The organism is Microcoleus sp. F10-B2 (genome assembly GCF_036704965.1).
Lineage (GTDB): Bacteria > Cyanobacteriota > Cyanobacteriia > Cyanobacteriales > Microcoleaceae > Microcoleus.
This window is the reverse complement of record NZ_JAUBTB010000046.1, coordinates 1-22,267: the sequence shown is the minus strand read 5'-3', so window position 1 is coordinate 22,267 and position 22,267 is coordinate 1. Positions and strand designations below refer to the sequence as shown.

Sequence of the window (22,267 nt, the reverse complement as noted above, 5' to 3'; positions counted from 1 at the left end):
CGCTGTCGGAGTCAGCCACTTGTTCCAGCCGTCGCAAACTCCAGAGTCCCTGGTATTCAGCGCCGGCTTCGGGCCGTTGGGAGCTGGAAGCGATCTCATCCCCAAGCCGTAAGTAATATCCGTGAGGGCGATCGAACCTTACACCGTCGAGTCACGTCCATCCACTAGACTAGGACTTACGCAAACAACTCTGTTTCTGCTTAGAATATTGGGTTTGACAGCGAGGAATTAACGAGGAAACCGGGTTTTTGGTCCCCCGCGCGTAAGTCCAGCAGACAAATCGGTGATGAAAGGCAGTTACAGGACTTACCAAGACTATGACCAAAATCAAACTGAAAATTCTGACGGCAGCGATAATGCTACTCCCATTTTGCGCCGCACTTCCCTTACCTGCTCAAAATCTGTCTCTAGTCAAGCGGCTGCTAGAAACCAGAGGATGTCCCGGATGCGACTTATTTGGCGCTTCCTTGAGCCGTGCAGATTTGTTTGGCGCTTCCTTGAGCCGCGCCACTCTCAACAGGGCCGACTTAGTTGATGCCGACTTGACTGCGGCTGACTTAATGGAAGCTAATTTAAACAACGCCAACATGAGAAACGCCTTTTTGGCAAACGCCGACCTCAGCAAAGCCGACATGAGCAGGGCCGACATCAGGGGAGGCAACTTAGAAAATGCTAACCTCAGCGAGAGTTTTCTGCGAGACGCATCGCTCCAGTTGGCTAACTTAAAATGCAGTAATTTGAGCGCCGCTAAACTAACTCGAACCGACCTGAGAAATGCCGATTTAAGCGGTGCAAATCTGACCGGTGCAGACCTGAAAGAAGCTGATTTAAGCGGTGCAAATCTTAGCGGTGCAGACCTGAGATTGGCCGACTTGAGGGATGCGAGATTGAACAAAGCTAATCTCACAGATGCCAATCTCTGCGGCGCCCGGATGCCGAACCAAAAAACATCTCGGCGAGGCTGCGAAGTTAACAAAGAACAAGCGATAAACACGAACAATTACTGCAATTACTGCTATGCCTTGAATGACTGGTGGCTGAATGTATTAAGGTTCTACTAAGCAGTCTCGTCGCGATAACTGCTCTGTTTCAGATATGTACTGTTAGAAAAAAGTGCGATCTGGCGGTACAGATATCAAATTGAACCTGTTACCGCCAACAGCTTTTATCTAGTTTGAAGAACCTAAAAATTGGCTCACTATTTGCAGATATTCTGCGCCCCCGATCTGTGCCACATTGGTGTGACCTCCATCAGGAACTATGTAAAGCTGTTTGGGCTCAGGTGCTGCATCAAACAGTTTTTTGCTCATTTGGGCTGGAACTACACTGTCAGCAGTGCCGTGAATAAACAGCACGGGCATTTGCAGGCGATCGACTTTTGAAAGAGAATCAAACCGCTGTGTCAGCAAAAAATCGATCGGAAACATCCAAAACAAGCCTTTTTGGAAATCCACCATCGCCCGCGTCGAAGTAAAAGAGCCTTCTACAATTAACCCCGCCGCCTCCGGGTGGCGCACTGCCAGATCGATCGCGATCGCCCCTCCCAAAGAATGACCGTAGAGATAAATTTGATTCGGGTTAATCCCCCGCTGTTTCACCAAATAATCCCAAGCAAATTGAGCATCCTCATAAACCTGAGATTCACTGGGAAAATCGCCCTGGCTTTTTCCATAACCGCGATAATCGATCGTAAATACCGACAAACCTAACCCATGAAATCGATGAGCGTGTTCGACATTTGATCCCACATTTGAAGCATTGCCGTGCAGGTACAAAACTACCCTCCCCAACCCCCCCTTATTAAGGGGGGGAACCGGAGCGACTGCCCGTCTCTCACTTTGCGGGGACGTTCCGACTCCTCTAGCTCCCCCCCTTGGCAAGGGGGGGCTGGGGGGGGTATCCGAGTCTGCGGTGTTAACAGAGGGAACAGCCTCTCCCTTTCTCGCTCCCCCCCTTGCTAAGGGGGGGCTGGGGGGATTTTCCGAGGCAGGAATCCACCACCCGTGAACGCTTTCCACCGCGCCTGTTTTAGTTGGAATTGGCAGCCAAACATCTTGATATTTCAACTGAAAATCATCTGGCGTAGTTTCGATCGCCCGCGCGGGAAAAAAGATAAACTTACCTTGGGCTACAAAGAGGAATACACAAGCAGCGGAATAAGCGACCGCCAAAACTATCCCAAAAGCTATAACCGATTTAGACCAAAGGAATACTAGCAACTTGTTCATAGATAGAGCACGCGGGAAATTAGAGATCGGTCAAAAGCTAATGGCCAATGATTAATTCAGACAATTAGCCAAGATCGATTACTAACTTCCGCCGCCGTATTCCGCCGATTTTCAAAAATTAATCCAATTCCGGGTGGTGCAAGTGCCAATTCGTAGACTGTTCGTAAGCGTGAGCCACTTGAAACAGGCGAGATTCTTGCAAAAGATTGCCAATCAGTTGTATGCCCACCGGCATTCCTTTATCATCAAATCCGCAAGGCAAACTCAAAGCTGGCAAACCAGCAAGATTCACCGGAATAGTCATCAAATCTGACAAATACATACTCAGGGGATCGTTAAATTTTTCGCCTGCTTTAAATGCGGTAGTAGGGGCAGTGGGACAGACTAAAACATCAACTTGAGAAAAAGCTTTTTCAAAGTCTTCTTTAATCAAAGTCCGAACTTTTTGAGCTTTTAGATAATAGGCATCGTAATATCCCGCCGACAATACGTAAGTGCCGATCGCAATCCGGCGTTTAACTTCCGCGCCGAACCCTTGAGACCGAGTTTTGGCATACATATCCAAAAGATTATCGGGGTCTGGAGAGCGGAAACCGTACTTGACTCCATCATATCGCGCCAAATTCGCCGAAGCTTCTGAGGGAGCAATAATGTAGTAAGTGGGCAAACCGTAGCGGAACCGGGGACAAGAAATGACTTGAATTTCTGCGCCCAATTGTTGAAATTGTTCGATCGCCTTAGTAACGGCTTCTTTAACCCCCGAGTCCAACCCTACACCAAAAGTTTCTTTAATTACACCAATTCTAATCTGACCCTTAGGTCGCAAACTGGGTCTCAAAGCTTGGGCGTAGTCAGGAATTGGAACATTCAGACTCGTAGAATCTCTCTTGTCGTAACCGGCGACGGCCCCCAACAAAATCGCCGTATCCTCAACACTCCGGCCAAAGGGCCCGATTTGATCGAGAGAAGAAGCATAGGCCACCAAACCGTAGCGAGAAACTAACCCGTAAGTGGGTTTCAGGCCCACCAAACCGCAAAAAGAAGCAGGTTGGCGGATCGATCCCCCAGTATCCGAACCCAAACTCACGACGCATTCTCCAGCGGCTACCGCTGCGGCAGAACCGCCAGAAGACCCTCCGGGCACGCGCTCCAAGTCCCAAGGATTCGCGGTAACTTGATAAGCAGAAGTTTCTGTCGAGCTCCCCATTGCAAACTCGTCCATATTCGCCTTACCCACAATCACCGCACCGGCTGCTTGGAGTTTCGAGACGACTGTTGCATCGTAGGGAGGCACAAAATTCTCCAAAATCCGAGATGCACAGGTTGTGGGAATGCCCTCGGTGCACATATTGTCTTTAACGGCGATCGGGATGCCGGCCAACAGGCCAATTTGCTCTCCGGCTGCGATTTGAGCATCCACTCTATGGGCCTGCGCCAATGCTCTGTCTGCCGTCACGCACAGAAAGCTTTTCAACTTCGGCTCTAGCTGGGTAATTCGGTCTAATGCTTCTTGAGTAATTTCCACAGCAGAGCGTTCTTTATTGACCAGTTGTCGGTGCAACTCGCGGATGGATGCCATGCTCTTACCTTTATTATTTCTACTTTGAGACAATACAGTTAATATAGCTGGCAATTGTACCTGCTTACAGCCCGAAGGCAAAGTCTGCTATTTTTGTGGCGAAAGTTCGAGCCTCGAAGAGGGCTCAGCTAACGCGCGATCGGTCATTTTATATACAATAGATTAAATTCCCAAAATCCCACCGGACACAAAATAGCGATCGACTTTTTCACCTACTCTTTAAAAAAGAGAACTATGCCCTAACTCTGCAACGATTAATATCGCTTTTGCTTGCATCGGAATCATAATCTTTCGAGTGCAGCGATAGGAGTGCAAGCTCGCGAGTTCTATCTTCTTCGGATGTAAGCAGCGCTCAGGTTTATCTCGCGAGCTTCTCGCACGCACTCTCGGTATTATTGGGATCTAACCGGATTTTATATAACCTCGGCAATGTCCAGGGACTGAGGTAACAAATATCGATCAAATCCTTCAATAAAAACTCGCAAACCGTCGATTGTTTATAGTAAAAAATACTACTTGTTTCCCACTAAAATTTTCCAATCAAAGCGGCACAATTCAAACATTTGCCAGACATATCTTTGTTAAAAACAATTGATTTTTAAGCTTAAATATAAATGGTGTAAAGCATAAGTTTACTGAGCGAAATAAAAATTGAGAAAAAAATCACCGCAACCTTAAAGTAATTACCGATATTTTTGGCTATATATATGAGTAATATGTCCAGATTTTATTGGTATTTTTGAACGGTAAAAATTACCATTTTCTCGATATTCGATCGTTTTCAAGCATATTCAGAAGCATATCTAGCAGGTTTTAACTGGGATTACCCGCCTAACACCCCAGAACCAACAGAAGAAGAAATAGAGAATTATGAATAAGGAATGAGAATTAAATAACTTACAATGCGTGATGTTCTTGTGGGATGGGCCCATCCCGCCCGTCCAGAAAGGGCGGGCTACGAGATCCCACCCCACTTTCAAGAGTGTAAATTATTTAATTCGCGATCCTAAGAAGGTATTAGCTTCTGGCTGCAAATTCAAAAAAAATTATGGCTAGATTATGAAGAACACTATTTTAGTCAAAAATTACTGAAAGTTATCAGTTATCCGATTGAATAAATGGCTGCGGCGCGATCGGAGAAAATAGCGATCGACATTCTCCCATCGGCGTTGATTGGGGGACGAGCCAAAAAGCCTGTGAGAAATTTGCAGTTCACAAAAAAGGTCGATCGCCCGTTCATCGATCGGAACAAAAGAGCATCGCGCTTACTGTAGCCTATTGGTCAGAGGTTTAGCTGCCGGGACGATCGCAGCTTGTCGGAGTTGCGACGGATCGGAACGCTCACAGCCACGCGGACGCCTCTTGTTCCACACATGCAAAAAAACAGCAGCCCTTCTTCAACTCCGTGCATCTGCGACCAAAAAAGCTACGCATTTGCCCCAACGATCCCCAGCCTCAAAATTTCATCCGGAATTATCCCCAAAACCAAAGATATATGGTAAGAAGTTCCCGATGCCCCGTTGGAGGAATGCCACCTAAAGCTCACTTAGAATCCCACCTGACGGCAGAGGAACTCAAAATTCGCTACCGGCAGGCACAAAACACCACAGAGTCGCGCCGCTGGCACTTGCTGCTGTTAGTTTCCCGAAATTGGACGATCAAACAAGCAGCCCAAGTCGTAGGCCTCAACTACGACTACGCCAAAGAAATTGTCCAGCGCTACAACCGAGAAGGGCCAGACTCTGTGAGAAACCGCAGCGGAGACCGTCAGCCCCCTCCTGCAAAATCCTTGCTGAATCCAGAACAGCAAGAAGAACTGCGACAAGCGCTGCAAGGCTCTGCCCCCGACGGCGGAGACTGGACAGGCCCCAAAGTAGCTCGCTGGATTGCCGAAAAGACCGATAGCGCTCATGTCTGGCCCCAACGCGGCTGGGATTACCTCAAGCGGTTGGGTGCTGACTGGCGGCGGCGGCGCAAAAAGTAGATAGTTTGCAATATTTAGAGGGGGTTGATTGCCTTCACGCGATCGCTCCCTTTATTTTGGTTATTTTGCCGCGATCTAACTTTCCGATTTCACATTGTAGATTGTAGATTTGTTCTGTAATCTAAAATCTAAAATCTAAAATCTAAAATCGTTTGACTCCTGTAACAATAGCTGCTTATATTGAATTTGGTTGTGTTGAGGATGTTGAATATGCGAGAGTTCAAGCGTTTTTTGTCGATCGCCAACAAGATGGCGGCAGTAGTATTCGGCATTGGACTGGTTCAGATGTTAACCATCGCAAGTTCATTCTCTCAATCATCAAACCCGCGTTCCCTAGACGAACTCTACAAAATTCGCGATCGGCTGATCGCCGAATTAGAACAACCCTCCTCTCCCTCGCCAGAACCAACCCTGCTCTCGCGCTTAGTTCCCCTCGCCGCCAATCCTCAAGAACAACTGCTACAGCAGTTGCAAGCGGTGGAAGCTCAAATATTAGTAGAACAGAGGGCTAACGATAACTTACAGCAAGCAGTCCGTTTAGCCAACCGAGCCGTAGAAACTAAACGGCAGCAAAATAAGTCGATCGAATCTTCACAGCAAACTCAATTTTTGTGGAACCAGGCCCTCAACAACTTGCAGGAAGTCCCTCAATATTCATTTTTAGCTTCCCTCACGGCCTCAAAAACTCAAGAATACCGGGAAAATTTAACAGCAGCAACCTTTCAACTGCAGCAAGCAAAATCTGATTTTTTGGCTGCGGTTGCCCGGGAAAGCGGCTTGTCTGAGAAAGCTTCGATCGGTGTTTGCAACCTTTCTAGAGAATGCGTAAACCTCCGGGGTGATGTGCCTCCTGTCAGTCCGGCCAGCTTAATTAAATTGCCGATTGCTGTTGCCCTGATGCAAAAAGTCGAAAAAGAAAAAATTAGTCTAAACCAGGAAGTATTCGTCAGTCGCGGTAATTTTACCGAAGACGCATCGGCAAAGATTACCTCCAATCGCAATTACCCGCTACAGCTACTGTTAGAAGAAATGATCGATCGCAGTAGCAATATTGCCACCAATCAACTAATCGATTATTTGGGTTCGGATTACATCAATCAATTTTTAGATAATCGCGGCTATGAAGTCACCCGCGTCAATTTCAAATTAATGGGGGAAAAGATTATGCCCTCCAACCCCGGTTCGGGTCGCAACCGCGTGACTGCTAACGAACTCACCGAAATGATGGTGCAAATTTACAACGGCGAAACACCCGGTGCTAAACTATTAATAGAAACTCTCAACCGCCAGTACGATCGCGCTCTGGGATTTGCCGCCTTGGAAGGAACTAAAGCTCAGTGGTTGGGCGAAAAAACAGGCCAAAATTCCCTGGTTCTGGGCACAACTTTAGCGATGAGCATTGATGGCGAAGCCTATGTGATGACTGTGATTGACACCCGCAGCAGCGATCTGCAAATGCGCCAGTCTATTTCTAAAATTGCCGATTACATTAGTAATAATCCCAGCTTTTAACGCTTGGAACACACAATTTATAGCGGGGGACGACGCACCCCCCAAACAGTTAAAAAATGGCGCATCAAAAACTAAGCGTTTCCGTCAAAGGCGAAGGGTTTCCGATTCTCTGCTTGCACGGTCATCCAGGTTCCGGCGATTGTATGTCCGTCTTCACAGAACACTTATCAAAGCGGTTCCAGACGATCGCCCCCGACTTGCGCGGATACGGCAACAGCCGCACTTCAACTTTCTTTGAAATGACCGACCACCTCCTCGATTTAGAGGCACTGTTAGACAGATTGGGAGTCGATCGGTGTTTGGTGCTCGGATGGTCTTTGGGAGGGATTTTAGCCCTGGAATTAGCCATGAAATATCCAGGGCGAGTCACCGGTTTGATTTTACTCGCGTCCGCCGCCAAACCGCGAGGAAGTCACCCTCCCATCTCTTGGCAAGATAACCTTTACACAGGTTTAGCCGGAATTATCAATTGGGCGATACCCGGTTGGCAGTGGAATATCGATACTTTTGGCAGGCGATCGCTCTTTCGCTACTTGATACAGCAGCATAACGCCACCCCTTACCGCTACTTAGCACAGGCAGGTACCCCCGCCTACCTCAAAACTTCCAACACGGCCACCAAGGCTTTAAATACCGCTCTGAGGGCCGGATACGATCAGTTACTGCACCTCGGCGACATTCAATGTCCCTGCTTGGTGCTCGCCGGAGAGGCCGATCGGCACATCACCTCGGCATCCAGTTTAGAAACAGCCCGCCACCTCCACGAATGTCAGTGGCAGTGCTATCCAAATACAGCCCACTTGTTCCCTTGGGAAATTCCCGATCGGGTACTCGCAGACATCGATCGCTGGATTGAATGTTTCCCCGAAGCAGTTGACAATTGCGAGTGTTGAGTTTTTAGTTTGTCAGAAGCAATTTATGCCCAACAGTCAAGAGTTTTGGATTTACCACCCAAAACTCAAAACTCCCAACTCAAAATTCCCTCTGCTTCTACTGACCGCTCAAAACAGGGAACAGCCCTCCCTCACCAAGCTTTCCCAAATCATCTGCCACCGTTAAAGTAATAGGTTTGCAGCGGTGAATCGAAACACTAATACCTTCTGCACCTTCATTTTCTATGTCTTCTACATATCCTGCTTTTGCACCTTCGGCCTCTTGAGAAGTCAAGAACGGGCCAAAATAGTAAATGCACCGCGGCGCTGAAGTTTTAACTTCAACCCACCAAGCCAATCCGAAGAAGTTGAGCAAGCTAATCAAGAGTTCTTTCATGTGATTTTGTAATGTATTTTACGGTTTTTTCAGAGTGGTGCAGGCAAGGCCGAGACCTTGGTTATGCACACTTTGTTATACTGTGTTGCATTCTTTTTTTCAATCACCGAAGATGGGAAGCTTGGGGGGCAAGAAACCCCCGGCTTTAGGAGGTGGGGCTAATTACCCTTACGATCCGTGTACGTGAAACTTTTTGGGCCCGCGCTGGCGGTAAATTTCGTATAGAGCCATCCCCGTGGCTACGGAGACATTAAGGCTAGGAGTATGGCCCCTTAAAGGAATTGAAACTAATCCGTCACAACCGCGCTGTATCAAAAGGCTCAAACCGTCAGCTTCACCACCCACCACTAAAACAGTGGGTCCTGAGAACTTGACTGTCTCTACCGATTGACCGACGCCTGCTGCAGTGCCATAAATCCAGAATCCAGCCTCTTTCAATTCTTCCAGCGCCCGGTTAAGATTGACAACCCTTGCCACTGGCAGGCTTTCCAATGCTCCTGCTGCCACTTTTCTCACTGCCGAGGTAATCCCAACAGCCCGCCGCTGCGGAATCACCATGCCCTGAGATCCCAATGCTTCTGCGGTGCGAATAATCGCCCCTAGATTGTGGGGGTCGTTGAGTCCTTCTGCTACCACAATTACTGGATCTTCGCAAGCAGACTTAGCCTTCGCGATCAGTTCGCTCAAATCCAGGTATTCGTAAGCTGATACTTGAGCTGCTACGCCTTGGTGGTTTGCTTTGCGCGTGATGTAGTCGAGGCGCAAATCGTCAACTTCGTCAATGATGCTGCCGTTGGCCTTGGCTTCGGTTAGCAAGCTGTGAAAGCGGGGATCGTAGCGCAGGTGCGGGACAACCCAGATCCGGTTGAGCACTTGGTTTGTTTCTAAAGCTGCTTGCACCGCATGGCGGCCGTAAATCATGTCTGTGTCTGTGTCTGGTTGCACGACTGTATTCGAGGCACTGTCAACAGGGCGAGTGTCTCTCTCTTTGTCTCTGTCTCTGAAATGGTGGCCCCGGAATTCCTGCGGGCTACTGTCTTTGTCTCTATCTTTGTAATAATTGCCCCGCGATTGCTGGGGGCTGCTGTCTCTGTCTCTGTCTCTGTCTCTGAAATTGTTGCGGGCCGGCTGGGGGCTGCTGTCTCTGTCTCTGTCTCTGTTTCTGAAATTGTTGCGGGCCGGCTGGGGGCTGCTGTCTCTGTCTCTGTCTCTGTCTGTGAAATTGTTGCGGACCGGCTGGGGGCTGCTGTCTCTGTCTCTGTCTTGGTAATAATTGCCCCGGGATTCCTGCGGGCTACTGTCTCTGTCTTGGAAAGGATTATTCCTGCGAAGGGACGGTTGGCTGTCGGAATCGACTCTCCGTTTGAAAATTGCTCGCACGGGCATTTCTCGGGATTGGGGGGAGAAGGTCGATCTTTTTTGAGGCGCGTCTATTCCGCCAGTGTCGGGACGGGGCTTGCGTTCAAAACGGGGAGACGATGGTTCTGAGTCCTGACGGCGGCCTTCGCTTTTGAAGGGCTTGCTGTCGGAATGCGATCGCGAGGAGTTTGGTTTGGTAAATTTTCTCATGGGTTTCTTGTGGCAGTCAAAACGATTTTCGATTTTCGATTTTCGATTTTCGATTTTCGATTTTTGATTGAAGAATTGACGGAGCAATCTTGGGGATGTGAGATTTTAGATTGGCTGGAGAGGAAGCATTGATTGAATTATTGAAGAATTAACGGATGAATCTTGAGGCTTGGAGATTGTATATTGGCTGGATAGGAAGCAAGGATTTTACTGTGATCGAGTTGCTAATTAATGGCTGATAAATCCTGTTTTCCCGATCGAGATTTTTGCTGTTTTATGTTACCCGCCGTGCCAGGATGGTTAATTAATCCTCCCCATTCCCAACTCTTAACTGCTACAACATCCTTTAAGTCTCAAGTTCTAAAAGTGCCAAAAGTTCGGTCAATCTTTCGGGATCTGTGAGGTACAAATATCCGACCAACGTTTCTAAGCTGCTGGCTTGTTGGTATATTTCTGGATCTGCTCGCTTAGAACGGCCCGATGCGGCATTGCGGCCGCGCTTGACAATTGCTAATTCTATACTGTTCAAGTAAGGAGATATCGATCGCAAGTGACGCGCTTGAGTTTCGGCTCGTACTTGCCCCACCACCAATTCGTGATAAGCTTGCAATCTTTTGGGCGGCACTAAGTACGAACTCCGAACGTAGAGTTCGTACACTGCATCTCCCAAATATGCCCACGCTGCGGGCGAAATCCTTTCTATATCTGCTGGTGTAGCCCTCGCAGGATGCTGTCGATTTAAACTGATATCAGTCAGACTCAGTTTGAGCCCGTCATCTGCGATCGGCGACATACTTTTTTAAATAAAACTTCCGCACAGCTTGGTTTTTCTAGTCACTTACTTGTTTCGTCTTTCGTCACTTCAGCAATTATAGCGACTGCACGGCTTTGTTAACGCGATCGCTACGTGCTGGTTCCCTACTTCTTATAGCATTTTTCCGCGTGTTTGCCACACATTTTTTACTGGCTATCCACCGGATATCAAAGCATCGAGGGAAATAGCGGTTTGTGCGTGTCCCAGCTTCTGGGAAAATCGGTATTGTTATACCAGCACAACCATAAAAATTTGCTATCCAGCGTTGATAACCGGATAGCTAATTAAATCCACTTTTCGTCAAGCATCCTTGACGTTTTTTACCGCCTCATCAACCGAAGGCTGCAAAGACAAAAATTTCTCTAAGCGAACCAGTTTAACAGTCTGAGTTACGCGAGGATTTGAGACAATTTGCAATGTCCCCTCCAAGGTTTGGGCTTTCTTGACAAGTTGCACAAGTGCACCCAAGCCTGAACTGTCCACAAAATCTATCTGAGACAAGTCCAAAACTACGTGTTTTGGGCCCTCGTCAATACATTTGCTCAGTACCTTCCGAAAAGTTGCCTCAGAAAAAGCGTCCAGCAGGCCAGTCAGGCGAAATAACTGATAGTTATTCTTGACTTCGCGAGTGCCTCTGAGGCTAACGGTCAGGGTCAATGACTCAGGAATGACACCCTCCTAGCTAGATATGGCTTAAAGTCGAGGCTTCATTATAGGAGTTTTTTGGTCTTTTGTCTACAGTTTTTTTAGTCAGCGGTTTTTAGTTTTTTTTCAGGCAGCAGTCATTAGCGGACTGCTGACTGCTGACTGCTGACTGCTGACTACTTACTGCTGACTACTTACTGCTGGCTGCTGACTATTTACTGCTGGCTGCTTTCTGATTGTCTCGCATTGACTGCACGAATCGATCGAATAAATAGTCGGCGTCGTGCGGGCCGGGACTGGCTTCCGGGTGGTACTGGACTGAGAACAGCGGCAGGGTTTTGTGCTTCAATCCGGCTACGGTGCGATCGTTCAAGTTGAGATGAGTAATTTCTACTTCGGGGACTAGGGAATCCGGGTCGATCGCAAAACCGTGATTTTGGCTGGTAATTTCTACTTGCTGAGTTAAACCCGCTGGATGATTCAATCCCCGATGGCCGAACTTGAGTTTAAAAGTTTCTGCACCCAAGGAAAGTCCCAAAATCTGGTGTCCCATGCAGATACCGAATACGGGTTTGTCCGACTTTAACAAAGCTTTCGCAGTAGCGATCCCTTCCGTTACCGCCGCCGGATCTCCGGGGCCGTTGGACAGAAAAATGCCGTCCGGGTTGTATTTGAGGATTTCCTCGGGCGACGTGTCAGCGGGGACAACGATGACCCGACACCCGTAACTCGCCAAACGCCGCAGGATGTTGCGCTTGATCCCAAAGTCTAGCGCTACCACCGTCCACATTTGGCCGTTAGCAGGTTTGACTTTAGGACTGAACTCCCAAACCGAGTCCGTGGCTTCAGACCACTCGTAAACCTCGCGAGTGGTGACTTCCCGAACCAGATTCAGCCCGTCCATGCTGGGGGCATCTTCCACTAGCTCCAAAAGCTCGGCCCGATCGAGAATCGCGGTCGAAATGCCACCGTTGATCGCTCCCACCGTGCGAATTTTGCGAGTCAGGGCGCGGGTGTCGATCCCGTAAATTCCGGGGATATCGTACTGTTTCAGGTACTCTTGCAGAGATTGCGAGCAGCGCCAGTTGCTGGGGCGGCTGCATACGTTGCGGGCGATCGCACCCCGAATTTGCGGGCGCGAGGATTCTTCGTCTTCGAGATTTACCCCGGTATTGCCCAATTCTGGATAAGTAAAAGTTACAATTTGACCGCAATAGCTGGGATCGGTCAATACTTCTTGATAGCCCGTCATTCCCGTATTAAATACTACCTCGCCAACGACCGTGGCGTCAGCGCCAAACGACCAGCCGCGGTAAGCAGTACCGTCAGCCAGGACTAGGAGAGCGGGTTGTGCAGTTGAAAGTGACATGGCATCCTTAATTACTTTCGTTTGGTTTAATTCTTACCACTGCCAGGGATTTGACGCTAGTCGGCAATATACAGATATTATTTTAATTTGTGCAAGAGTTCGGCAAAGCAAGGCACTTAGGTCACACGCAATCAAAAAGCAGCAACAAGTGCAAATTCTCCATCTCCCCCCGCGCCAGCAATTTATCTGCCAGTAGCTTAGGAGGCGGGCGGAAATTCTATATCTATACCAAAAGGCAGTTGCCGCTGTTACGATCGAGCTACAGCGTTTAACCAAACTATGGCTAGCAAATCTCCATTGCCTTTAGTCTCAAACTTATACAAACATCTACTGAACGCTCAAAAATTGCGCCAACCGTTACTGGTTGTAACAACTATTATTTCTCTGAGCGGTTCAATTTTAGTAGGGACTGTTGCCAACTCCTCGCGAGCTGCGGCTCAAGAAAGTGAGGGATGCTTCATGCGGAGCTCGTCAGGCAGAACCGTCAACCTCAGCCAATCAGTCTGCGGTTTTCTCCCCGAACCATTTAATCCCCCTACTTCGCCCGCGGCGAAGTCTGGAGTATTTCAGGCAAAAATTAAACGCCGAGAGGCTAATATCCCCGTCATAGAAGTCACGTTCAACGGCAAACAAAAGTTCGAGATGATGGTAGATTCTGGAGCTAGCGGCACAGTAATTACACCAGCAATGGCTAAAGCCTTGGGCGTTGTTCTTCAGGGAACAGTGCAAGCACAAACTCCCAACGGAGTGGCTACTTTTCCCCTCGGTCGCCTGACTTCTATTGAAGCTGGGGGTCTGGCGGTTCAAAATGTAGTTGTTGCCATCTCGCCATCCCTAGATATCGGACTTTTGGGTCACGACTTTTTTGGTAATAAAGATGTGACTATCAAGCAAGATGTCATTGAATTTCGATCGCGCTCTTAAAAAAAACGAATAAGTCCGAGGGAAGAAGTAAAGAAAAATTGAAAATTCAATAATTTTTCTTGTTGGTTAGTTAAAACAAAAAATTCCTTCTTCCTTCTTCCTTCTTCCTTTTTCCTTCATCCTTCTTCCATCCGTTACATCCGTTACATCCCGTACATTGCTCGTTGCCGAACTTCCTTCATTTCAAAAACTCAATCAACTGCTGCAACTTCACCCAAGATTCGCCGCTCAATAAAATGTCCTTAGCCAGAGAAACTCCTGCTGCGTGAGAACCCATAGGAATTGCACCTCCCACCTGAAAAGCCAAAGACGCATTCAAAGCTACAACATCCATTTGTGCGGGCGTACCTTTGCCTTGCAAAACGTTCCGCAAAATCTCGGCGTTTTCCTCAACATTTCCGCCTTTTAACAAGCCGATCGCACTTGGTGTCAATCCTACCTTTTGGGGGTCTAAAGTAGTGAGTTCCACTTTGCCATCCGACAAAACCGCCAAATCAGTCACATCCCCCAAACCCGCCTCGTCCAATTTTTCTCTGCCGTGAACGACTACAGCTAACTCAGTCCCCAACTCGCCCAAAGCTTGAGCAATAGTTGATACCAGACTGGGATCGAACACCCCAATTACCTGCCCTGTAGGGCGCATAGGATTGACAAGGGGCCCTAAAAGGTTAAAAACAGTCCGTACCTTCAAAGTGCGCCGGAGCGACGCTACAGCCTTAAGTGCTGGATGCCACCCAGGCGCAAATAAAAAGGTGATCCCTACTGCGTCTACCGCAGATCTCACCTTCGCGGCATCGGCGTTGAGGTTGACTCCCAGTGCTTCCAACACGTCAGCAGAACCAACTTTGCTCGATGCGGAGCGATTTCCGTGTTTCGCGACTCGAACTTTGCCGGCGGCGGCCACAAAAGCTACAGCAGTGGAAATGTTAAACGTGGAAGCGCCGTCACCGCCGGTGCCGCAAGTATCAATTAATTGGAGATTGGAGATTGGAGATTGGGAATTGAAAACGCTCTCGGATTCGCCTGCAAGCGACTGAGAATGCAATACCTGAGCCATTCCTGCCAATTCTTGGGCAGAGATGCCTTTGGCTTGGATGGCCGCTAAAATTGCTCCTGAGAGGACGGGGGGAATAGCTTCTGCTAGCCATCCCTGCATCAAGTCGGCTGCTTGGGCGTGTGAGAGAGATTGTCTGTCTAATAGTTGTTGCAGGAGGGCTGGCCATACAAAAGAATCGGCCGTCTGGATTGAAGCAGGGGAAAACTCTGGCGTTGCTAGTAGAGGAGAATCTTTCATTTATTAGTTCTAGTCAAATTTAGCCCGATCGAGCTTGGCGGCCAAACCGAGAATCGATCGGGATTTTACCAGACTTGCCGACCACATTTTGCGCGATCGGGCGCAGATTTTTGCCCAAATGCCAGCACCGCTACAGAATTTTTCCGCCCGCAGTCGCCGAATATGAATTTTTTGATACAACAATTACCCTCTTGTTATGCCAACTTTACAGAGAAACCCCCGATCGTACAACTGCCAGAAGTCTGCTGTATTATCTATCAGCAAGAATACTTAACAGTAACTCTGAGCACCCAAAGACCGATAAAAGTTTCCGACAAAAGTTGTGGAGAGCAAAAAATTTTAGAAATTAGGGAGCCCCAGATTCATCTGTGGAGTCAATTCTTTAATCTCAAATCTCAAATCTCAAATCGACTGACAGCACGGACAGCGAGCCTTTAGCTCGTGCAGGCGGGTTAGTTGCCTCGGGTAAGAGCCGATCGAACTCTCACTCACAGCCTAAAAATAGACTCTTGCGGTTGTAGAAGTCGCAGCCTTTTATTATAGTAACAACAGCCTTGCCGCTAACTTATTTCAGGGTATTCAACTGCTAATATATTCAGGGAGATTTCAACGAGCGGATTTGGCTCGGATACCTGCACAGCAGGCCGATCGATTTGCCAATGCGATCGTGACAGCCAGTCAAGTCTCAAATCAAGACAGAGCGGATAAACTAAACTTCCATCAGCAGCAACTAACAACTAACAGCTCTGTATGACAGATGAATAAACACATTCGTATCCGGCTGTGCCACAGCATCTTTCTGCCTGATTAACGGCTCAAATTTAACAGGCGGTAGACCAAAAATATTCAACTCAAATCCAAGAGCAGGGTATTCAAAAGTGGGAAATCAAAAATTAGAAAATAAATCGATAGAATGCCTGAATGTCGCGGAGGCACTGCACCAAATGGAAGCAAAATATTACAGTATGTTTGAAAATGCTGTATCGGGTATTTTTCAAACAACCCAATCCGGTCGCTACATCAGCGCTAACCCAGCTTTGGCTCGCATCTACGGATATAATTCAGCAGCAGAATTGATGAGCTGTCTGACTGATATCAGCGACCAGCTTTATGTCAATCCGGAGCGGCGCGATCAGTTTATTTCTGCTTTGCAAGAACATGGCGTGGTATCTGATTTTGAGTCGGAGATTTATCGCCGAGACGGCACAATAATTTGGATCGCTGAAAATGCGCGGGCTGTCTGCGATGAAGCGGGTAAATTGCTCTACTACGAAGGTTTTGTAGAAGATATCACCCAGCGCAAGCAAGCAGAATCGGGACTTCGAGAAAGTGAAGAACGCCTGCGCTTAATAATTGAAGGTGTTAAGGATTACGCTATATTTATGTTAGATACTGACGGGTATGTAGCTAGCTGGAATTCTGGTGCGGAACGCATTTTTGGATACAAAGCTCATGAAATAGTCGGCAAGAATTCGGAGTGCTTTTTCACAAAAGAAGATATTGAAATCGGCAAACCCCAAGAAAAATTAACCAGGGCGCTGGCAGAAGGTCGCTACGAAAATGAAGGCTGGCGGTTTCGCAAAGATGGGTCGCGATTTTGGGCGAATATTATTGTTACTCCTTTGCGCGATGAAAGGGGAGAGTTGCAGGGGTTTTCTCAAGTAATGCAGGATATTACCGAGCCAAAGCGGGCGGCTGAGGAAAAGATGCAGTTGATTGCTTCTTTGCAAGCGTCGGAAAAAAAGTTTCGCACTTTGTACGAATCGACGGTTGATGCGGTAATGCTGCTAGACGAAGAGGGTTTTTTGGATTGCAATCCGGCTACTTTAAAGTTATTTGGATGCAGCACTGAATTGGAGTTTTGCGGCAAGCATCCTTCGGAATTTAGCCCGCCGTTGCAACCGGAAGGACAAGATTCTATAAGTCTTTATCAAGACCGAATTAATACGGCTGTAGAAATGGGGAATTGCCGTTTTGACTGGCGGCACTGCCGTTTGGACGGTTCTGAGTTTCCGGCGGAAGTGCTGCTAACTTCTATGGATATCGGTGGCAAAATGGGGCTGCAAGCCGTGGTGCGCGATATCACTTATCGGGTGCAGGCTGAGGAGGCCCTGAAACAGGCTAACGAGATATTGGAATGCCGGGTTAAAAAGCGGACAAGTCAGTTGGAAGAGGCTATTAAAAAGTTGAGATTGTCGGAAGAAAAGTTTTCTAAAGCTTTTCGATCGAGTCCAGATCCGATGATTATTACTACTTTTGCTGAGGGTCGTTTTATTGAAGTTAATGATAGTTTTTTGTCGATGACTGGTTACGCTTTAGAAGAAACGACCTGCAATACAGTACCGGGGTTAAATATTTGGGTAAGCCTTCAAGACAGACTTAATTTTAGGCAAAGGTTGCACCAACAAGGTGTTGTTCGCAATCAGGAATGCGAGTTTCGGATGAAGTCGGGATCGGTGGTGGTTTGTTTGCTGTCAGCGGAATTGATTAATTTGGACGGCGAACTCTGTATGCTGGCGGTGATGACGGATATTACCGATCGCAAACAGGCGGAAGAAGCCCTACGGGAAAGCCAGCGGGCTTTGGCGACGCTGATGAGCAATTTGCCGGGGATGGCCTACCGTTTTCGCAACGATCCCGATCGCAGTATGGAGTTTGTCAGCGAAGGTTGCTATCAGTTATCCGGCTATTCTCCTGAAGAATTTATCGGCACTCGGCAAGTTTCTCTCTCGGAATTGACTCACCCGGACGATCGCGATAATTTGTGGAATGCCGTGCAAGTTGCCTTGCAAGAAAATCGACCCTATCAGCTCAATTACCGAATAACTTCTAAAAATGGCGAATTAAAATGGGTTTGGGAGCAAGGTTTGGGAGTGTTTTCAGACTCGGGAGAATTGATAGCTTTGGAAGGGTTAATTACTGATATTTCCGAGCAGAAACGCAGTGAAGAAGCTTTGCTGCGATCGCAAACAGAGTTAACCCAGCAAAAACTTCAACTCGAAAATACTTTGCACGAATTGCAGCAAACTCAAGCTCAATTGATTCACACTGAGAAAATGTCTACTCTGGGTCAAATGATAGCCGGTGTCGCTCACGAAATTAACAATCCCGTTAGCAGCGTCTGCGGCAATCTCGTTCACGTCGGCCACTACACCGAAGATTTGCTGAAGTTGCTCGATATGTACCAGAAGCACTGCCCGCAGCCGCCGGCAGCAATTCAAAATAAAATTAAGGATATTGAATTAGAGTTTCTGCTAGAAGATTTGCCGAAAGCAATGTCTTCGATGCAGGTTGGGGCCGATCGCATTCGGGAAATAGTGCGATCGCTGAGAAATTTCTCCCGCAAAGATGATTCTCAAATGAGCAAGGTTAATCTGCACGAAGGGATTGAAGGAACGTTGCTGATTCTGCAAAGCCGCCTGAAAGCCAGAGGTAACTATCCCGAAATTTCGGTAATTAAAGACTATGGCAATTTGCCTTTGGTTGAGTGTTATGCCGGGAAAATCAATCAGGTATTTATGAATTTGATCGGAAATGCGATCGACGCGATCGAGGAATACAACGAAGAGCGTTCAGTTGACCAAGTCAAAGCTAACCGCAGCAAGATTAAAATTAGGACAGAAGTCGAAAACTCCAATGCTGTAATTCGGATTTCTGACAACGGCCCGGGTATGCCAGAAGAAGTTTGCCAGCAGTTATTCGAGGCTTTTTTTACCACCAAACCTGCCGGCAAAGGCACTGGTTTGGGCCTGTCAATTTCCTACAAAGTTGTCCGAGAACACGGTGGCCAACTTAGCTGCGTCTCTGCACCGGGCCAAGGAGCCGAGTTTATCATAGAAATGCCGATCGAACAAATTAGCGATCGTTGACCGACTGAACCGGGAATTAGATGATACTGAGCCAGACGCGACAGCAGGACTGAACTTAGTCAGGCAGAGGCGATCCATATTTTCTGAAAACGAGATAGTGATGCAGTTTTTTGCTGCATTGAATAATAGACTTCTTGCAAAATAATTTTGTGCTAATATGGAAAATTTAGCCAATTTTATAATCTAGCAGGTCCGGCAAGTTTAAGGAGATGCCAATCAACCCAATAATTCAAAGTTTGAGCTAAACTAGAGCAAACTTTTAAGGATAACACATATTTTTTTCAAGAGGTTTATTAAGTTATAAAAGGCTAGCTCGTGTGTGTCTTGCATCTTTCTCAATAAGGTTTGAGAAACCGGGTTCCTCTACGCAAAATCTGGAGTTTCAGGTAAGGGCAGTTGCAAGAAAGTAGTTTCTGGCTCTGGTGCAAGATGTGAGTATACACAAAAAAAACAAGGTATGTCAACGAATGTTTTGAGCCTAAAATCTTCTTCCCTTCTGCCTTCTGCCCTATGCCTTGCCTTAACAGTAAATATTAATGCCGACCTACTTAATTATCTCTGGGCAAATTGTCGATCGAACACAGACTTCAGCTTGCTGCGTAATAACCGTTGAATATGTAGATGCTTGCCTGGTTTCACCCGAGTCATGGTTCGGATAACCATATTGTCAACATCAAAATTTTCTAGTCCTTCAATTCGCGTGGGTTCCAATACTTCTGGGCATTCACTCTGAAGCTGCCGTCCGGCCTCATTAATTAAGGCATACACTGCATCTAGATCCAAACCTGGTATAGCTGGAACATCTACCTTGGCATAGCTGTATCGCTTGGAGTAATTGACGATTGAGCCGATTTCTCCGTTGCGGATAATCTGTAACTGTCCGTCTGGGTGACGAACATGAGTAGTACGGAGTTCGATGGCTTCAACTTCTCCCTCCAAAATCCGATCTTCTTCCTTCCCTGCCTCAATGTAGTCGCCTACAAGATAGTAGTTTTCAAACAAAATGAAGAAGCCGCAGACAATATCGTTGATTAAGTTTTGCGCCCCAAACCCCACAGCTAAACCGATTATACCTGCTCCAGCCAGAATGGGAGCTGGATTGATGCCGACTAAATTGAGAACAAGAATTCCTCCGACAAAATAAGTCAGATACTTTAAGATACTTTTGAATAGGGGAATGATAGTAAGACGCCGCTGCCGCTGCAAATCGGTAAGATGATCGGTTTTGAGGACTAAATCTTCTAAGATGATATTAGTAAATTCAATAAATACTCCGCACAGGAAATAGAGTCCAATTATCTGGATGATTTGACCTGAATAATTCGTAATCCAAGCGATGGAGTCGATGTCTTCAATAATTAGAGTTGCGATCGCAACATACAAAATGTATTCCAGCGCCTTCTTCAGTCCTGGCATTAAGTGTCGAAAGCGTTCATAGTGACGCAATACATTTTCGCTGCTGGAGTAACGCAGACTCAGAGCATCCAGCGTGTCGATCAGCACAGACAGCACTTTGATGAGCAACTGCCCTAGAGAAACTGCCAGATAAGCTTTGAGTCCGACTCTGAGATACTTGGTGACGACAGCGGGTGTGTTCAGAAAATCGCTGCACAAAATCAAAGCCAGCAGCCAAGTTCCATTTGATACAACCTTTTTGAGCGAGTTGAAAAATACCTCAACGCTTTCGTCGTTGGCGGTGATCTGATCCGAGCCTTGAGCCAGCACGCTGCCCCGATCGAGTACCTGTAGTAGAGAAGGTAGACTGAGCTTGACCAGCAATAGTAGGCTAATGCACTTAAACAAGGAGATCGCTAGTTGGTTCCAAACCCGGCGGGGAATGCTGCTGAGCAAACCCAGGTAAAAGGACAAGACACTTTTCCCCTGAAAAATCAGTGTCCCATTCACTCCTGCCACCACCAAACACAGAGTGACGCAGGTCACGAGTAAGATGACGCTGATATTTTGCTGCAGGTTCGTGACTTTTGGAGAGTGATCCCGAAACCGGGTTTTCGCCAGCGCTTTCAAGCTAAAGCCAGCCAACCAGTTCAAAAACACGAACACAGCCACAAGACCAACAATGCCGCAAAGGGTGATGGCTATATCTACCACCATGGGTAGTTGATGACTTCCAAACATTTGACTTTTTCCTGCTCTAAACTATCTAGACTGGTAGGGAAGTACCCGACTCTGACAATTCCCTCACATGATTGGGTGAGATAAAGATTATAGAATGAAGGCATCGCACAACACAAAACTCCACAATTTGGCGAGGTTTAGTTGCAAGATTTTAATAGTTAGTGAAGGGTTAAAGCTGACGGGGTAACACAGGGAGCTACAAAGCAGACAGAATCAGGGACATAGCCCGTTGACCCCGTTGATGCTAAAGCTGAGGCGCTCGATCGAGTGCTTTTTGATAGTTGTGGGTGCCGAATGTAGGTAAGAACAGGGTGGCAAACAAGTGAGGAGTGAGGAGTTAGAAGCAAATACTCTCCCGAATCACCAGTCCCTAATCCCCTATTCGTCACGGGCAAAGCGGCAAAACAGGAAGTCGAGGGCGTAATTCCCCAGGTCGTAGTATTTCTGGTCTTCCATAATGCGATCGCGTTGGGGCGGACGTTCAAAGGGAATATCCAGTACCTCACCAATGCCTGCAGCGGGGCCATTGGTCATCATGACTGAGCGGTCGGCTAAAAATAGTGCTTCACCGATATCGCGGGTAATCATCAGCACGGTAACCCGGTGTTCCCGCCAAAGTTGCAGCAGTTCTTCTTGCAACTCTTCTGGCGTGATGGCATCAAGCGTCCCGAACGGTTCGTCCAAAATCAAGATTTCCGGACGAATGGCTAAGGCACGCGCGATCGCACATTTGTCTGGAAAGTTTTGGGCGTGTCTTTCTATCAGATTCGCAATGTTTTGGCTCATTTTTCTACGATCGCTGATGTAACCTCGTGCGGCTTTCCTGTACTTTTGGCGATCGGCAACACTAATAGCTTCTGCCCAAATAGCAGTTAATTAAGGATTTCCCCACTTCCCACTCACCACTCCTCAAAACCGATTCATGAATGGGATGACAACTTGCTTAGGTAGTTGGCACAAAGAATACTTTTACCAAACAACTACCAGTTTTTGCAATATATAGTTATTTCAAATAAAAATGAGACACACTCGTTGCACAATAAGCGCGAATAATCACATCAAGAGATGTGGCAGA

General features: G+C 47.3%; 16 protein-coding genes and 1 pseudogene. 6 read left to right on the top strand and 11 right to left on the bottom strand.

Features of this window, described 5'->3' with window-relative positions; all coding sequences use genetic code 11:
- Positions 1 to 317 precede the first annotated feature (317 nt).
- On the top strand, positions 318 to 1,061 hold the full coding sequence (locus QUA99_RS18645) for a pentapeptide repeat-containing protein (RefSeq protein ID WP_333239728.1): 744 nt from the start codon (positions 318 to 320) through the stop codon (positions 1,059 to 1,061).
- 108 nt (positions 1,062 to 1,169) lie between these two features.
- On the opposite strand, the gene QUA99_RS18640 is transcribed toward QUA99_RS18645, so the two are convergent.
- Positions 1,170 to 2,228: an alpha/beta fold hydrolase gene (locus tag QUA99_RS18640; RefSeq protein ID WP_333239730.1), complete on the bottom strand. Its 1,059-nt coding sequence runs from the start codon at positions 2,226 to 2,228 to the stop codon at positions 1,170 to 1,172.
- A 118-nt stretch (positions 2,229 to 2,346) separates the two neighbouring features.
- The gene (gatA, locus tag QUA99_RS18635; protein ID WP_333239732.1) at positions 2,347 to 3,807 is read right to left on the bottom strand and encodes an Asp-tRNA(Asn)/Glu-tRNA(Gln) amidotransferase subunit GatA; all 1,461 of its coding nucleotides are present in this window, start codon (positions 3,805 to 3,807) and stop codon (positions 2,347 to 2,349) included.
- Between the two features lie 1,528 nt (positions 3,808 to 5,335).
- On the opposite strand from gatA, the gene QUA99_RS18630 reads away from it, so the two are divergent.
- From QUA99_RS18630 to QUA99_RS18620, 3 genes are all read left to right on the top strand, one after another.
- Positions 5,336 to 5,791 carry a helix-turn-helix domain-containing protein gene (locus QUA99_RS18630; protein WP_333239734.1) on the top strand — a complete coding sequence of 152 codons (456 nt, stop codon included), beginning with the start codon at positions 5,336 to 5,338 and terminating at the stop codon, positions 5,789 to 5,791.
- Positions 5,792 to 6,001: 210 nt separating this feature from the next.
- Complete coding sequence (locus tag QUA99_RS18625; protein ID WP_333239736.1) at positions 6,002 to 7,303, top strand: serine hydrolase; 1,302 nt, start codon at positions 6,002 to 6,004, stop codon at positions 7,301 to 7,303.
- Positions 7,304 to 7,359: 56 nt separating this feature from the next.
- Positions 7,360 to 8,196 carry an alpha/beta hydrolase gene (locus QUA99_RS18620; RefSeq protein ID WP_333239737.1) on the top strand — a complete coding sequence of 279 codons (837 nt, stop codon included), beginning with the start codon at positions 7,360 to 7,362 and terminating at the stop codon, positions 8,194 to 8,196.
- Positions 8,197 to 8,293: 97 nt separating this feature from the next.
- Here QUA99_RS18620 and QUA99_RS18615 read toward each other — a convergent pair whose 3' ends face one another.
- From QUA99_RS18615 to carA, 5 genes are all read right to left on the bottom strand, one after another.
- Positions 8,294 to 8,572 carry a DUF1816 domain-containing protein gene (locus QUA99_RS18615; protein ID WP_333239739.1) on the bottom strand — a complete coding sequence of 93 codons (279 nt, stop codon included), beginning with the start codon at positions 8,570 to 8,572 and terminating at the stop codon, positions 8,294 to 8,296.
- 168 nt (positions 8,573 to 8,740) lie between these two features.
- On the bottom strand, positions 8,741 to 10,141 hold the full coding sequence (gene rlmB, locus QUA99_RS18610; RefSeq protein WP_333239741.1) for a 23S rRNA (guanosine(2251)-2'-O)-methyltransferase RlmB: 1,401 nt from the start codon (positions 10,139 to 10,141) through the stop codon (positions 8,741 to 8,743).
- Between the two features lie 346 nt (positions 10,142 to 10,487).
- The gene (locus QUA99_RS18605; RefSeq protein WP_333239743.1) at positions 10,488 to 10,934 is read right to left on the bottom strand and encodes a ribonuclease III domain-containing protein; all 447 of its coding nucleotides are present in this window, start codon (positions 10,932 to 10,934) and stop codon (positions 10,488 to 10,490) included.
- Positions 10,935 to 11,255: 321 nt separating this feature from the next.
- Positions 11,256 to 11,612 carry an STAS domain-containing protein gene (locus tag QUA99_RS18600; protein WP_333239745.1) on the bottom strand — a complete coding sequence of 119 codons (357 nt, stop codon included), beginning with the start codon at positions 11,610 to 11,612 and terminating at the stop codon, positions 11,256 to 11,258.
- 199 nt (positions 11,613 to 11,811) lie between these two features.
- Complete coding sequence (gene carA / locus QUA99_RS18595) at positions 11,812 to 12,969, bottom strand: glutamine-hydrolyzing carbamoyl-phosphate synthase small subunit (RefSeq protein ID WP_333239747.1); 1,158 nt, start codon at positions 12,967 to 12,969, stop codon at positions 11,812 to 11,814.
- 279 nt (positions 12,970 to 13,248) lie between these two features.
- On the opposite strand from carA, the gene QUA99_RS18590 reads away from it, so the two are divergent.
- Entirely contained in the window at positions 13,249 to 13,893 is a 645-nt protein-coding gene (locus tag QUA99_RS18590; protein ID WP_333239749.1) for a retropepsin-like aspartic protease, read from the top strand.
- A gap of 178 nt (positions 13,894 to 14,071) precedes the next feature.
- Here the strand turns inward: QUA99_RS18590 and trpD are convergent, their stop codons facing one another.
- Both trpD and QUA99_RS18580 read right to left on the bottom strand, forming a co-directional pair.
- Complete coding sequence (gene trpD, locus QUA99_RS18585; RefSeq protein WP_333239751.1) at positions 14,072 to 15,187, bottom strand: anthranilate phosphoribosyltransferase; 1,116 nt, start codon at positions 15,185 to 15,187, stop codon at positions 14,072 to 14,074.
- Between the two features lie 9 nt (positions 15,188 to 15,196).
- Positions 15,197 to 15,367 carry a hypothetical protein gene (locus tag QUA99_RS18580; protein WP_333343481.1) on the bottom strand — a complete coding sequence of 57 codons (171 nt, stop codon included), beginning with the start codon at positions 15,365 to 15,367 and terminating at the stop codon, positions 15,197 to 15,199.
- Between the two features lie 698 nt (positions 15,368 to 16,065).
- Between QUA99_RS18580 and QUA99_RS18575 the strand changes: the two genes are divergently transcribed.
- A complete protein-coding gene (locus tag QUA99_RS18575) occupies positions 16,066 to 19,056 on the top strand; it encodes a PAS domain S-box protein (RefSeq protein WP_333239755.1) in 2,991 nt (996 codons plus the stop codon).
- 552 nt (positions 19,057 to 19,608) lie between these two features.
- Here the strand turns inward: QUA99_RS18575 and QUA99_RS18570 are convergent.
- On the bottom strand, positions 19,609 to 21,192 hold the full coding sequence (locus tag QUA99_RS18570) for a mechanosensitive ion channel domain-containing protein (protein WP_333239757.1): 1,584 nt from the start codon (positions 21,190 to 21,192) through the stop codon (positions 19,609 to 19,611).
- Between the two features lie 378 nt (positions 21,193 to 21,570).
- Positions 21,571 to 21,924, bottom strand: a pseudogene (locus tag QUA99_RS18565) (nitrate ABC transporter ATP-binding protein); the annotation flags it as partial.
- Between the last annotated feature and the right edge of the window lie 343 nt (positions 21,925 to 22,267).